The sequence below is a fragment of the Mesorhizobium sp. DCY119 genome, from assembly GCF_003590645.1.
Taxonomy (GTDB): Bacteria; Pseudomonadota; Alphaproteobacteria; order Rhizobiales; family Rhizobiaceae; genus Mesorhizobium_M.
Genome location: NZ_CP031834.1, coordinates 607,177 through 620,846, shown reverse-complemented (window position 1 = coordinate 620,846; position 13,670 = coordinate 607,177). Strand labels below are relative to the sequence as shown.

General features: G+C 60.0%; 12 protein-coding genes. 7 read left to right on the top strand and 5 right to left on the bottom strand.

Annotated features, from left to right (window positions below; translation table 11 throughout):
• Positions 1-15: 15 nt before the first annotated feature.
• Positions 16-1,341 (bottom strand): polysaccharide biosynthesis/export family protein, encoded by a 1,326-nt coding sequence (locus DZG07_RS02935; RefSeq protein ID WP_119814125.1) that lies wholly within the window; start codon positions 1,339-1,341, stop codon positions 16-18.
• Positions 1,342-2,183: 842 nt separating this feature from the next.
• Between DZG07_RS02935 and DZG07_RS02930 the strand changes: the two genes are divergently transcribed.
• From DZG07_RS02930 to holA, 7 genes are all read left to right on the top strand, one after another.
• A complete protein-coding gene (locus DZG07_RS02930) occupies positions 2,184-2,960 on the top strand; it encodes a response regulator transcription factor (protein WP_245429567.1) in 777 nt (258 codons plus the stop codon).
• A gap of 220 nt (positions 2,961-3,180) precedes the next feature.
• Positions 3,181-4,791 (top strand): ABC transporter substrate-binding protein, encoded by a 1,611-nt coding sequence (locus DZG07_RS02925; RefSeq protein ID WP_119814120.1) that lies wholly within the window; start codon positions 3,181-3,183, stop codon positions 4,789-4,791.
• A 40-nt stretch (positions 4,792-4,831) separates the two neighbouring features.
• Positions 4,832-5,818 (top strand): ABC transporter permease, encoded by a 987-nt coding sequence (locus DZG07_RS02920; protein ID WP_119814118.1) that lies wholly within the window; start codon positions 4,832-4,834, stop codon positions 5,816-5,818.
• Positions 5,815-6,645, top strand: a complete 831-nt coding sequence (locus tag DZG07_RS02915; protein WP_119814116.1) for an ABC transporter permease — start codon at positions 5,815-5,817, stop codon at positions 6,643-6,645. Before DZG07_RS02920 ends, DZG07_RS02915 begins: the two co-directional genes overlap by 4 nt.
• Entirely contained in the window at positions 6,642-7,445 is an 804-nt protein-coding gene (locus tag DZG07_RS02910) for an ABC transporter ATP-binding protein (protein WP_119814114.1), read from the top strand. The genes DZG07_RS02915 and DZG07_RS02910 overlap by 4 nt, the downstream gene beginning before the upstream one ends.
• Complete coding sequence (locus tag DZG07_RS02905; RefSeq protein WP_119814112.1) at positions 7,442-8,221, top strand: ATP-binding cassette domain-containing protein; 780 nt, start codon at positions 7,442-7,444, stop codon at positions 8,219-8,221. The genes DZG07_RS02910 and DZG07_RS02905 overlap by 4 nt, the downstream gene beginning before the upstream one ends.
• An 83-nt stretch (positions 8,222-8,304) precedes the next feature.
• Positions 8,305-9,363, top strand: a complete 1,059-nt coding sequence (holA, locus tag DZG07_RS02900) for a DNA polymerase III subunit delta (RefSeq protein WP_119814110.1) — start codon at positions 8,305-8,307, stop codon at positions 9,361-9,363.
• 32 nt (positions 9,364-9,395) lie between these two features.
• Here the strand turns inward: holA and DZG07_RS02895 are convergent, their stop codons facing one another.
• Genes DZG07_RS02895 through mnmG form a run of 4 tightly spaced genes read right to left on the bottom strand, consistent with a single transcriptional unit; the run spans position 9,396 to position 13,645 of the window.
• Complete coding sequence (locus DZG07_RS02895) at positions 9,396-10,271, bottom strand: ParB/RepB/Spo0J family partition protein (RefSeq protein WP_091915735.1); 876 nt, start codon at positions 10,269-10,271, stop codon at positions 9,396-9,398.
• A 33-nt stretch (positions 10,272-10,304) separates the two neighbouring features.
• The gene (locus DZG07_RS02890; RefSeq protein ID WP_162931536.1) at positions 10,305-11,102 is read right to left on the bottom strand and encodes a ParA family protein; all 798 of its coding nucleotides are present in this window, start codon (positions 11,100-11,102) and stop codon (positions 10,305-10,307) included.
• A gap of 36 nt (positions 11,103-11,138) precedes the next feature.
• The gene (gene rsmG / locus DZG07_RS02885) at positions 11,139-11,771 is read right to left on the bottom strand and encodes a 16S rRNA (guanine(527)-N(7))-methyltransferase RsmG (RefSeq protein ID WP_119814108.1); all 633 of its coding nucleotides are present in this window, start codon (positions 11,769-11,771) and stop codon (positions 11,139-11,141) included.
• Positions 11,768-13,645: a tRNA uridine-5-carboxymethylaminomethyl(34) synthesis enzyme MnmG gene (gene mnmG / locus DZG07_RS02880; protein ID WP_119814106.1), complete on the bottom strand. Its 1,878-nt coding sequence runs from the start codon at positions 13,643-13,645 to the stop codon at positions 11,768-11,770. The genes rsmG and mnmG overlap by 4 nt, the downstream gene beginning before the upstream one ends.
• Positions 13,646-13,670: the final 25 nt, after the last annotated feature.

Genomic DNA, 13,670 nt, shown 5'->3' with positions numbered 1-13,670 from the left:
CATGATCCGCCCGGATCACTGGCTTCTTGCCTGTTCCGATTTTGTATCGTTTGCCGAAGGTGCATTGAGGCTGGCGGCGGCCGGTTCGGAAGATGCCGGCGCCTGTTTGTTGTAGATCACCTTGAGCACATCGCCCGGCAGGAGGGTGGTCGCCTCCGACACTTGGATTTGCTTTGGCTCTCCACTGCCGTCCTGTCTTGTCACCGAGAACTCGATAAGGGTCGGCTCGCCGGGGCGGCGTGCATTCGAAGCCGAGGCCAGCGTGTCGAGCAGAAGCCTCTGGGCCACGTCCCGCTTCAACCTGAGCTGGTCCAGATTGGCCTGCTCCTTCTGCAGCTCGGTGGCCACGTCGGTCTGCTGCTGGTCGCGAAGACCTTCCAGGCTGCGCGTCGCCTCCGTGATGCCCTGACGGGCCCGCATGATCGCGGTCACCTGGTCGAGGCGGTCCGCGCGGAACCCGGCAAGCGCACGCTCGAGATCCGACCGCCGTGAGACGATCGCCACGCCCTTGTCGACGAGAACCTTGACGCCGACGAGCTCGTCTTCCGCGCTCTTGATGTTGAGATCGGCGCCCTTGATCTTTTCCTGGAGAACGTTGATTTCGGCGTCCAGGAGATCGCGCAGTTCCGACAATGATTTCGTCTGCCGATCAAGCGCATTGGCGCGCGCCGAAAAGATGATCTTTTCCTGACCGAAAATCTCCGCAGCAGCCCTGCTCTCGCTGTTGCCGAGCGGTGGCTGCGGAAACTTTATTTCCGTTGTCCCGGACATCTCCGCTTCCAGCCGGGCAATGCGCGCCATGCAGCGCAGGATGTCATCGTCCACGCCCTTCAGTTCCCCGACGAGCTTGATCTCATCCTGCGAATGCGCGTCCGAGCGCAATTCGCCTCCGCTCAGCGCCAGCGCCTGCAGCACCGTCATTCCGAGCCTGAACTGATACTGGCCGGGTTTGGTGACATCGCCGACTACATAAACCGGCGGGTATTCGACAATTTCGACCGTCGTGTCCGGCTTGTTTACCAGGCCGATTTTCGATTGAAGCCGCGTGGCGATTTCCTCGGCAAGGCCGCTCGTGCTCAGATTGCCCACCGGGATCGAGCCGATCACCGGAAGAAGAACCGTACCGGCCTGCGAGACGATGAACTCTCCACCGAGCGCGCCCCATTGCTGGTACTCACCCTTGGTCGGCATCCACTGCACCACCGTGAGACGCAGTTTTGTCTGAGGCGCCAGTTCGCCGTTTTCGGCGCTGGCCAGACTCGTCCAGCCGACGGCAAAAGCAACGCCGACGGCAAGCACCTTGCGGAAGCGCCTCAATTGAATCGTGCAGTGCACAGCCATTAACAACTCCAACCCGCTGGCTGAAACTTGATCTCTAGGTTTCCGCTCAACGACCAGCCTCGCCAGGTCGACGAGGCTTGTTCAGCAGGGTTCAATGTGCGGAGTTCTTGTGAAGTTGAGAAGAGGAAGCCTCGGTCTCAGACCTCATACATCTTGATACATCACGTCGAGAAAGGGGGAGGCCTGGAGTGCCTGCTATCGATCCTAAGTATTTTCCTGCAGCACAGCCTAGCCAGTTTGGTCTGAATGAGGGGTACTGGCTAACACGATTGGTGGAGGCACTCGGGATTGTGCCGTCGCTCGCTACCCCATTTGAGCTAGTCAGGGTGATAGGGGCTGCTGGACGCTCTTTTGCGGTGCCCGAAACGGCTCGATTGCGGCACAAGCTTGCCAGGAGCCTGGATCTCTGAGGAATTGTCGACCGATACCGTAGTCTGCGGCGGCGTAGCGACCGTTGAGAGTATAACCATGACGAAACAGATGGCAGTGACCGTATTGGCTAGTTCATTGGGATGGCATCTGGGTGCCCTGTGCACATGACAGCCCCACCAACCGAGGGAGTGATGGCTATGCCGCTCAATTTCCCCCGAACACAGCCAAGCGCCGGTTTCGGATACCAAATTGATTAGAAGAGTAGGCCTCCATCGGTTTTGAGTATTTCCAGATACCGCTTTAGCACTATGAGTTGAAGCCAAATTTCAGCACAAAAACAACGGTGTCTGCCCTAGTCCGTCCGGTCTATATTTTTTAGATTACCGTTTCGCTATACGATTTGATCAGTCACCTGAACGGAAACTTACTTAGAGGCTCAGGATGCGCTGGTGGTACTGCAGATGTCTCAAATGACCCAACTGTTGAAAATGGATACAGAGGACGGCTCCATAGTTACCAGCGTCGCACGCGTCGAGGCGGAGCAAGGGTTGCGTCGTACCCTTCTCTTCGTGACGATGCCGGGTTCAGTGGCCGATTGCCTGCTCTATGCCATTGAACGGGAATTGCCCTGGCTGGTGATAGAGCGGGTCGAGCATATACAGGCGGCGTGCACGAAGTTTGCGCATCCGGTATCGCTTATCCTGATTGATCCTGAGCACGTGAAGGCGGCTGAGGATGCAGCCATGGACATCTCCCGGTTTCATCCATTGGCCCTGACGGCGGTGATGGAGCTCGACAGTCACAATCCTTCATGCAGCTTTCCCGAGATTTTTGAGTCCAAGCTCATTCGCGGCGTCCTGCCGATGGACCTGAAGCTTGATGTGTGGCTGTCCGTCATCAGGTTGATGCTACGTGGCGGTGAATATTTCCCGACCGGCTTGTTCCATTCCTACGCCGACAAGTTCGTGCGGAACCCGACCGCTCGCCCGGTGAACGGCTCGGCATCGCCCGCAGCAAAAAATACTTCGGAAGATGACCTGTCGGATCTGACAAGCCGTGAGATCGAGATATTGGAAATGGTCTCGCGCGGACTGCAGAACAAGGCCATCGCCGCAGCTCTCGGGCTGTCGGAGCATACAGTGAAGATTCATCTTCACAACATCATCCGGAAACTTGGCGCCCACAACAGAACTGAAGCGGCTGCCCGGTTCCACGACTATCACAAGCCGGCATCTCGGCCGCGCTAAAACCAAGGCCTGTACAGCACCTGGATCACGGCGCCGTTGATTTTCGGATGGAAATTCCGGGATCGAGGCTGGCCGTGGCAATTCCGTGTCTGGCTTAATGCGTCTCCGTATCGATAATCGCGATACTCGACTAATCTTGTCGATGGACATTGAAGACCAGACGTTTTCGAGCCTGGGCAGATGATCCGGTTATCCGCTGTTGCAAAGAACGGAGAACGCCATGTCAGAATTCACGATTTCCCGGCGCGGCGTACTTGCCGGCTCGGCCTTCCTGCTTGCTTCAACCGCACTGCCCGGTGTTCTCCGGGCGCAGGAGGCCAAGAAAGGCGGACGCCTGATCGTCGCCGCCGATTCAGAGCCGCGCAATCTCAATCCCGCAATCGTCGCGTCCAACGGCGTCTTCTTTGTCGCCAGCAAAGTTGTCGAGCCGCTTGCCGAAGCCTCCTTCGAGGGCAAGGATGGTCTCGATCCTCGTCTGGCCACCAGTTGGGAAGGCTCCGCCGACGGCCTGACGGTCACCTTCAAGCTCCGCGAGAACGTGACCTGGCATGACGGCAAGCCATTCACCTCCGCCGACGTCGCCTTCTCGGCCTTGCAGATATGGAAGCCACTGCAGAACCTTGGCCGCGTCGTATTCAAGGACCTCGAAGCCGTCGACACACCCGACGAGCACACCGCGATCTTCCGCTTCGCCAAGCCGACACCCTTCCAGCTCATCCGCAACGCGCTTCCTGCTCTGACCAGCGTCGTGCCGAAGCACGTTTATGAGAACGGCGAGATCGCCGACAATCCGGCCAACACCGCTTTGATCGGCACCGGCCCGTTCAAATTCGCCGAGCACAAGCCGGGCGAATATTACCGGCTCGAACGCAATGACAAATACTGGGGTGAGGGCGAGCCGCATCTCGACGAGATCGTCTATCGCGTCCTGCCCGACCGCGCTGCTGCTGCCGGCGCGCTGGAGGCCGAAGAAATCCATCTCGCCGCCTTCTCGGCCGTACCGCTTGCCGATCTGGAGCGCATTTCGAAAGTGCCGGGCATCGAGGTGATCTCCAAGGGCTATGAAGCCCTGACCTATCAGCTCGTCGTCGAGATCAATCATCGCCGCAAGGAGCTCGCGGATGTGAAGGTAAGGCAGGCGATTGCGCACGCCATCGACAAGGATTTCGTCGTCAAGACGATCTTCCTCGGTTACGCCAAGGCGGCCACCGGGCCGGTGCCGCAGAACGATCCGCAGTTCTACACCAAGGATGTGCCGACCTACGCTTTCGACGTCGCGAAGGCCAATGCCCTGCTCGACGAAGCCGGCTATAAGCGCGGTGCCGATGGCACACGGTTCCCGCTGAAGCTGCTGCCGGCTCCCTATTTCAACGAGACCAAACAGTTCGGTGACTATCTGCGCCAGGCGCTCGCCGAAATCGGCATCAACGCCGAGCTGGTCAACAATGATGCGGCGGGCCACCAGAAGGCGGTCTACACCGACCATGCTTTCGACCTCGCCGTCGCACCGCCGGTCTTCCGTGGCGATCCGGCGATTTCCACCACCATCCTCGTCCAGAGCGGTATTCCGGACGGCGTGCCTTTTTCCAACCAGGGCGGCTACGCCAACGCCGACCTCGATGCGCTGATCGCCAAGGCGTCCGAAACGCTCGACCCGGAAGCCCGCATCGCCCTTTACCGCGATTTCCAGAAGAAGGTCGCGGAAGACCTCCCGCTGATCAATGTCGCCGAATGGGGCTTCATCACGGTCGCCAGAAGCACGGTCAAGAATGTCTCGAACAATCCGCGCTGGGCGGTGTCGAACTGGGCGGACACTGTTCTCGAAACGTGACATCATCGGACGTTTCGTCATTCAAGGTCCGTGACAGAGCGTGAGACGTGCATTCATCCTGCTGCGAAGGCGGTTGATCGGCAGCATTCCCGTGCTGCTGATCGTCATCGTCGGCACATTCCTGCTTCTTGAAGCAGCCCCCGGCGACGCGGTCGATGCCTATATCGGCACGACCGGCGGCGATGCCGGCCTCATCGAAAGCCTGCGCCAGAGCTGGGGCCTGGATCAGTCCGCAGGCACGCGGCTTGCCGCCTATCTCTGGTCCCTCGCGCATCTCGATCTCGGCTACTCCGTCACTTTCTCACGCCCCATCCGCGATGTGATCTTCGAGCGTCTGCCCAACACCCTGCTTCTGATGGGCAGCGCCACGGCACTCTCCTTCGGGTTGGGATCAGCGCTTGGCATCGTTGCAGGTGCCCGGCCGGGCAGCTTTCGCGACCGATTCCTGTCGATCGGCTCGCTCGCCCTCTATGCCGTGCCCGGCTTCTGGCTCGGCCTGGTGCTGACGGTGATCTTTTCGGTGCAGCTGCGCTGGTTCCCAAGCAGCGGCATCGAAACCATTGCCTCCGGCAAGACCGGATTTGCCCGAACGCTCGACATAGCGCAGCATCTTACTTTGCCGGTTGCCGCACTCGGCTTCATCTATCTGGCGCTCTATCTCCGCGTCATGCGCGCCGGCATGGCCGAGGTCTGGCGCATGGATTTCGTGCTTGCCGCACGCGCCAAGGGCCTCAGCCGCCGTCGCATCGTCATTCGCCATGTTGCGCGCAACGCACTCCTGCCGCTGGTCACCATGCTTGGACTGCAATCGGCGGCGATGCTCGGCGGCAGCGTTGTCATCGAGAGCGTCTTTTCTGTCCCAGGCTTGGGTAGGCTGGCGCAGGAAGCGGTCAGCTCGCGGGATACGCCGCTGCTGCTCGGCATCATTCTCGTCTGCGCCGTTCTGGTCATCGTCATTAATCTTGTCGTCGACATTTTCTATGCCGTGCTCGATCCGCGTGTCGGCGCAAGCGAGGAGGCCGCGTGAGCCTCTTTCACCGCTTCACGCGCTCGCCCGAAGCTATCGCCGGCGCGGTGACACTGGGCGTGCTTGTCATCATGGCGCTCGTTGCACCGCTGGTCTTCCCACGCGACCCGCTTTCTATTGCCGGCCCTGCACTGCTGCGCCCGTTTCAGGACTGGTCGCTGCCGCTCGGCACCGACCGTCTCGGCCGCGACGTGCTCGCCGGCCTCTTTCACGGCGCGCGGACCTCGCTTGCGGTCGGGCTTGCGTCGGCCGCCACCGCAATCATCATAGGAACGATCGTTGGAACCTTAGCCGGCTTCATTGGTGGCCTGGCCGACGAGGTACTGATGCGCGTCACCGACGCATTTCAGACCGTGCCCGGCTTTCTGCTGGCGCTGGCCTTTGTCAGCGTCGTCGGTCCTTCACTGTTCGTCGTCGTTCTCGCCATCGCGCTTGGCACCTGGACAGGGCCGGCGCGCATCGCCCGGGCCGAAGTGCTTTCCATTCGCGAACGCGACTATGTCGCAAGCGCGCGGGTCATCGGCATGCCTCCACTGGAGATCGCCTTCCGCGAAGTCCTGCCCAACGCGCTTCCTCCGGTTCTGGCACTGTCGTCGGTCATCGTCGCCGCAGCGATCCTGACGGAGGCGGCACTTTCCTTCCTCGGACTTGGCGATCCCAATCGCGTGACATGGGGCGGCATGATCGCCGAGGGGCGCACAGTGCTGCGCTCGGCGCCTTTCCTGTCGATCATACCCGGCATCGCGCTGGTGCTGACCGTTCTCGGCGTCTATCTCGCCGGTGAGGGTGCAGTCGAGACGACGGCCACCCGGCGAGGCCGTTCATGATCCCGCGCCTCTCTTTGCACGGGCTCGGGGTGAGCTACCGCAGCAACGGAACCGAGGTCGAGGCGCTGCGCGATATCTCGCTGGAGATCCGTCCTGGCGAGCGGCTGGCCGCCATCGGTGAAAGCGGCTCGGGCAAGAGCACGCTGGCGCTCGCCATTGCAGGGCTGCTTCCGGCATCGGCTAAAATCGCAGGGCGCATCGACTGGCCGGGTCTTGGACGACACGCGCAAAACGGGCGCGATATTGGTTTTGTCTTCCAGGATCCTGGATCAAGCCTCAATCCCGTCCTGACGATCGGCGAACAGATCGCCGAGGTCGCCTATACCCATCTCGGCCTGAACTGGCGGCAGTCATATAAGCGCGCGGAAGAACTTCTCCATCGCGTGCACCTGCCTGATCCTGCTTCCGCCCTTTCCGCCTTTCCGCATCAGCTGTCCGGCGGGCAGAGGCAGCGCGTCGCAATAGCCGAAGCGATAGCCGCCAGGCCAGCCTTGCTGATCGCCGACGAGGCGACCAGCGCGCTGGATACCATCGTTCAAGCAGAGATCGTCAAACTGATCCAGGAGCTGATCGCAAAGGATGGCATGTCGCTGCTCTTCATCAGCCACGACATCGCGCTGGCGTCCGAAATCGCCGACCGCATCGCTGTCTTTCGCTATGGACGCCTGGTCGAAATCGGCGACACCGACGCGATCATCACAGCACCGGCGGAGGCTTACACGCGCCAGCTTCTGGACGCCCATATGGGCCTCGATGTCGTACCTCTGTTACGGCGCGCAGACGCGAGACGGCCTTCATGACGGAGCCGCTTCTTGTCGCGTCCAACTTGCACAAGCGTTTCAGCCGTAATGGCAAGACCGTTGTCGCTCTGGACGATGTAAGCTTCGAAATCGGGCAGGGCGAGACGCTGGCGCTGGTCGGCCCCTCCGGCAGCGGCAAGTCGACGGCGGCCCGCACCATTCTGAGGCTGGTCGAACCCGAGGCCGGAAATATCCATTTCGAAGGCGAGGACTTTCTCGCCCTGCATGGCGCCCAGCTTCGTGCCAGGCGGGCGAGGCTGCAGATGGTCTTTCAGGACCCGCTTGCCGCTTTCAATCCGCGCGCCACGGTCGCGCGCGTGCTGGACGATCCGCTGCGCATTCATGATCTTGCCGCTCGCGCCGACCGGCCCAAGGCCATTGCCACCCTGCTCGAACGCGTTGGACTGAGCCCGAACCTGCGCGACCGCGCCATCCATGAAATCTCCGGCGGACAGCGTCAGCGCGTAGCCATCGCCCGGGCGCTCGCGACGCGGCCCTCGCTGATCGTGCTGGACGAAGCCGTTTCCGCACTGGACGTCTCGGTCCGCGGACAGATTCTCGAACTTCTCCTTGATCTGCAACGCACCGAGAACATCGCCTATCTCTTCATCTCCCACGATCTCGGCGTCGTCCGCTCGATCGCTCATCGCGTTGCGATCATGGATGCGGGCAGGATCGTTGAAACCGGAAATGCCGCTGAAATCGTCGCCAATCCGCAATCCGAAATCGGCAAGGCGCTGGTTGCCGCCACACCCAAACTCTTGCACCGTGCCTGAAAGCGGAAGTGCGAAAGCACGACCTTACGGTCGCGACTCGGTTTCCTGTTCATCAGCGCCCGCCAACGTGATAACCGAACAGCATGGCACAGAAGAAAGCACACGAAGTCGATTCCTGGCTGGCGCGACCCAATCCGCAGACCGCCATCGTCCTGCTCTACGGTCCCGATCGCGGGCTCGTCGCGGAACGTGCGCGTGCCTATGCCGCGCGAACCGAACTGCCGCTCGACGATCCATTTTCCGTGGTCCGCCTCGACGGTTCGGAAGTCGACAAGGACGAGGGACGCCTGCTCGATGAAGCGCGCACCGTGCCGATGTTCTCGTCGCGCCGGCTGTTGTGGGTCCGCAACGCTACCGGCCAGAAAGGCCTGGCTGATGATGTGAAGGCATTGTGCGCCGAGCCACCGCGCGATGCCATCATCCTGATCGAGGCCGGCGAACTGAAGAAGAATGCGGCCCTGCGCACGACTGTCGAAGGCTGCGATTGGGCGATGGCCCTGCCTTGCTACGCTGACGAAGCCAAGGGCATCGACGCGGTTATCGATGAGGAGATGCAGAAGGCCGGGCTGTCGTTGACGCTCGAGGCACGGCAGGCCCTCCGCCGAAATCTCGGTGGCGACAGGCTCGCCTCGCGCGGCGAGGTCCAGAAGCTCGCTCTCTATGCCATGGACCGTAAGCAGATCGAACTCGAAGACGTCAAGGCGATGATCGGCGACGTCTCCGGCCTGTCCTTCGACGATGCCGTCGACGCTATTCTTGAAGGCAAGATTGAAGAGTTCGACGCCGTATTTACGCGCCATGCCTTGACCGGCAGCCAATCGTTCCTGCTTCTGGCGGCAGCAATGCGGCAGTTCCAGGCGATCCATCTCATGCGCGGCGCAATGAACAATGGCGCGCGCAACGCGGCTGCAATCGTTGCCAATGCTCGCCCGCCAATCTTCTTTTCCCGGCGCAAGATCGTGGAGAACGCGGTGGAACGCTGGAGCAGCGAGGCCCTTACGCGTGCACTGGCCCGGCTACAGGAAGCAGTTTTGCAGACACGCCGTCGGCCCGACCTCTCCACAGCCATCGCACGACAGGCGCTGTTGGGCATCGCCGTGGAAAGCGCACGCCTTTCCCAGCGCGCACGAGCGCGTAATTAGCCGGCTAATCTATATCAGAAAACTGAATAAAATCAGTGTTTGAGACGCCGGCACAGATCGTCGAGCTGCTCAAGTGTGCGATACGCAATCCGCACCTCGCCGCCCTTGTTTTTGTGCTGAATGCCAACCTTCATGCCGGTCACGTCGGAAAGAAGCTTTTCCAGCGCAAGCGTATCGGCATCCTTTTCGACCGGCGTGGAAGCCTTTGTTTCATGCAGGGTTTCAGCCGGCAACTGCGCCAGAGCCTCAGCCTGCCGAACCGACAGACCTTCCTCGACAATCCGCTTGGCAAGACCGGCAGGATCGGCCGCACTCACCAGCGCACGTGCATGACCGGCCGATAAGGCACCGTCGACCAGCATGTCGCGGATCACATCGGGCAGCTTCAGCAGCCGCAACGTGTTTGCGACATGACTGCGGCTCTTGCCGATCACCTGTCCAAGGTCGGCCTGCGTATAGCTGTGATCGTCGATCAGCTGCTGGTAGCCAAGCGCTTCCTCGACCGGGTTGAGGTCGGTGCGCTGCACGTTCTCGATGATCGCCAGCTCAAGCGCGGTGCGGTCGTTGACGTCGCGCACGATCACTGGAATTTCAGTCAGCCCGGCACGCTGCGCCGCGCGCCAGCGGCGCTCACCGGCTATGATCTCATAGCGGCCCTGCTGGCCAACGGCTGGACGCACGACTACCGGCTGGACGACGCCATGTTCGCGAATGGACTGCGCGAGATCAGTCAGTTCGGCTTCACCGAAATGACGCCGCGGATTCTTCGGGTTCGGCGTTACGAACTCGATCGGCACATGCCGATCCGAAAACACCGGTTGCTGCGCTGGCGTCGCAGGCTTGTCGATTTCGCCTATAAGGGCAGCCAGTCCGCGTCCAAGCCGTTTCTTCGAAAGATCTTCACTCATCACTTTTCCAGATTATTTCGATATCGAATCGTTTCACGCCGCACGCAACTTGCGTTCCTGGCGAATGACTTCGGAAGCGAGTTGTAGATAGGCCTGACTGCCCGAGCACTTCAGGTCGTAGAGGATTGCCGGCTTGCCATGGGAGGGCGCTTCCGAAACGCGAACGTTCCGGGGAATGACGGTTTCATAGACCTTTTCGCCCATATGCGCGCGCACATCCTCTACCACCTGATTGGCGAGATTGTTGCGGCCGTCATACATCGTCAGCACGATGCCCTGGATCGTCAGCGAGGGGTTGATCGATTGGCGAACCTGTTCGACCGTTTCCAGCAACTGGCTGAGACCCTCCAATGCAAAGAACTCGCATTGAAGCGGCACCAGCACGGAATCGGCCGCAGCCATGGAGTTCAGTGTGAGCAGGTTCAGCGACGGCGGGCAGTCAATCAATACGTAGGAAAACTTGTTTGTGCGCTCGGCAGAAGCGCGAACCGCATTGCGCAAGCGCAAGACGCGATCGGGCGCACCGGCGATTTCCATTTCCACGCCGAGAAGATCGAGCGTCGAGGGGACGATCGATAGTCCAGGCACCGCGGTCGGCACCGCAGCCTCATCCAGCGTCATCGCCCCTGTCAGCACATCATAGGACGATACGCTTCGTTCGCGGCGATCGATACCCAACCCGGTGCTGGCATTGCCCTGAGGGTCGAGGTCTACAATAAGAACCTGCTCCCCAATCGCGGCAAGCGCGGTCGCCAGATTGATCGCGGTGGTCGTCTTGCCGACACCACCCTTCTGGTTTGCTATCGTGATTATGCGGGGTCCGGTCATCATGATCATTTCTGTAATGAACCTATCGCCCATTTCATTTTAAACCCGGCGCAGATTCCGTATTTCAAGAACGACGCTCTGCGGATCGACTACACTTTGATGTTCTATCAGGTCGAACACCCACAGTTTAGCGCTTTCTTCGATCTCGGAGCGGTAATCCCGTCCTTTGTGAAAAAGCGCCTTGGCGCCGCTTGTAAGCCAAGGCTCGGCAAGACCCAGAAGCACACCCAACGGGGCAAGTGCCCTGGCCGTGACCACCTCGACGTCGCGAATCTTATCATAAGTGTCTTCGATTCGCTTGGCATGGATACGCGCCGGCAATCCAAATTCACCGACAATCGCCTGCAGGAACGAGGTTTTCTTGCGATTGCTTTCCACAAGATCGATGTTGGCGCCTTTTCGCTCCATAAGCAGAAAGCCCATCACAAGGCCGGGAAAACCGCCTCCGGAACCCAGATCAACCCAGTTTTTCGCTTCCGAATCAAGCCGCGCGAGTTGAGCGCTATCCAGTACATGCCTGTTCCAGGCATCGTCCAACGTGGAAGGCGCCACGAGATTTATCCGCTGCGCCCATCTTCGGAACTGAGCTTCAAAGGACAGTAGACGCTCAAAGGTTTCACGTGAAACAGGACCTGCCACACGCTGAAGAACTTCAAATGCTTCAGAGGTCACGCAACACCCTTGCTTAGGGGGCTGTTTTCAGCGTGGCGAATGTGAGAAACGATTATAGCCAGCGCTGCCGGAGTCATTCCATCTATACGCTGTGCATCCGCGACAGAGCGCGGCCGCCTTTCGCGTAGTTTCTGCTTAAGCTCGTTTGAAAGGCCGGGAACGCTATCGAATCCGAGATCGGAGGGGATCAGCCGCTCCTCTTCTCTGCGGATCTGTATTGCGTCACTGCGCTGGCGATCCAGATAAACCGCATACCGCGCTTCTATCTCAAGCGCCTCGGCGGCGCCGGAGCCTACTTCCCTGAGCTCCGGCCAAACTTCTGCCAGGCGATCAAGCGTCATGTCGGGATACGAAAGAAGATCATAGGCCGACCTGCGGACACCGTCCATATTTACAATCAAACCATGCCGGCGCGCCTCATTCGGTGTCACCTCTATGGATTGCGCCAAGGTGCGCGCTCGCGCAAGCGCATCGGAGACAGCTCCAAAACGGCGTGCTCGATCGTTGCCGACAATACCCAGCTGCAAACCTTTCGGTGTCAATCGCTCATCGGCATTGTCCGCACGAAGGGAGAGCCGGAACTCCGCCCGCGACGTAAACATTCGGTAGGGTTCGCTGATGCCACGGCTGGTGAGATCGTCGATCATCACGCCGATATAGGCCTCGGTGCGGCTGAATATGACTTCGCCACCGCCCGAGGCTTTGCGTGCGGCATTCAATCCTGCAACCAAACCTTGGGCAGCAGCTTCTTCATAGCCCGTCGTTCCATTGATCTGTCCCGCCAAAAACAGACCACGTACACGCTTGGTCTCAAGTGTCTGCTCCAGTTCGCGCGGGTCGACGTGATCGTACTCGATTGCATAGCCAGGCTGAAGCATAACCGCCCGTTCCAGACCCGGAATCGTTTTCAGCAGTTCCAGCTGGACATCTTCGGGCAAAGAAGTCGAAATACCGTTGGGATAAATGGTGTCATCATCCAAGCCTTCCGGCTCAAGAAATATCTGATGCCCCTCGCGATCGCCGAACTTGACGATCTTGTCTTCGATGGACGGGCAGTAGCGTGGACCGATCCCTTCGATCGATCCCGAGTACATTGCTGATCGACCAAGATTCTTTCGAATAACATCATGAGACTGCGCCGTCGTGCGCGTAATCCCGCAATCAATCTGACGATTGACGATCCTGTCCGTCATCAAGGAGAACGGCACCGGTTGATCGTCCGCTGCCTGCATGTCGAGGCCGGACCAGTCGATCGTCTTTCCATCCAGTCGGGGAGGCGTTCCGGTCTTCAGCCGGCCCAGGCGGAAGCCTGCTCGGGTCATCGTCGCTGACAGCCCGACTGACGCCTGCTCATTCATACGGCCAGCTGGGAACTTCCGCTCTCCGATATGGATCAACCCACGCAGGAACGTACCGGTCGTGAGTACGACGGCGCTGCAGCGAAGCTTGCGGCCATCCGCCAACTGTACCGCCTTGATGCTTCCATCTTCTATATCGAAGTCGAAGACCTCACCTTCGATAACCGAAAGATTGGGCTGCTCCTGAATCGCTGACTGCATCGACAGCCGATAAAGCTTGCGATCGGCCTGTGTCCTGGGGCCGCGAACTGCCGGCCCCTTCTTGCGGTTGAGAAGCCTGAACTGGATGCCGGCCGCATCGGCCACGCGTCCCATCAACCCGTCGAGCGCATCTATTTCGCGAACCAGATGGCCCTTCCCGAGACCACCAATCGCCGGATTGCAGGACATGATACCGATGGTGTCTACGCGAAGCGTGACCAACGCTGTCTTCGCGCCGGCGCGTGCCGACGCGCTCGCGGCTTCACAGCCGGCGTGTCCACCGCCAACAACGATTACGTCGTAGCTACTGTCCATTGCATTGCTCCAGAATGCGGAAACC

Coding starts and splice junctions, on each gene's coding strand:
- DZG07_RS02925 (WP_119814120.1), top strand. CDS start 3,181: ATGTCAGAATTCACGATTTCCCGGCGCGGCGTACTTGCCGGCTCGGCC.
- mnmG (WP_119814106.1), bottom strand. CDS start 13,645: ATGGACAGTAGCTACGACGTAATCGTTGTTGGCGGTGGACACGCCGGC.
- DZG07_RS02930 (WP_245429567.1), top strand. CDS start 2,184: ATGACCCAACTGTTGAAAATGGATACAGAGGACGGCTCCATAGTTACC.
- DZG07_RS02890 (WP_162931536.1), bottom strand. CDS start 11,102: ATGATGACCGGACCCCGCATAATCACGATAGCAAACCAGAAGGGTGGT.
- DZG07_RS02905 (WP_119814112.1), top strand. CDS start 7,442: ATGACGGAGCCGCTTCTTGTCGCGTCCAACTTGCACAAGCGTTTCAGC.
- DZG07_RS02910 (WP_119814114.1), top strand. CDS start 6,642: ATGATCCCGCGCCTCTCTTTGCACGGGCTCGGGGTGAGCTACCGCAGC.
- DZG07_RS02895 (WP_091915735.1), bottom strand. CDS start 10,271: ATGAGTGAAGATCTTTCGAAGAAACGGCTTGGACGCGGACTGGCTGCC.
- holA (WP_119814110.1), top strand. CDS start 8,305: ATGGCACAGAAGAAAGCACACGAAGTCGATTCCTGGCTGGCGCGACCC.
- DZG07_RS02935 (WP_119814125.1), bottom strand. CDS start 1,341: ATGGCTGTGCACTGCACGATTCAATTGAGGCGCTTCCGCAAGGTGCTT.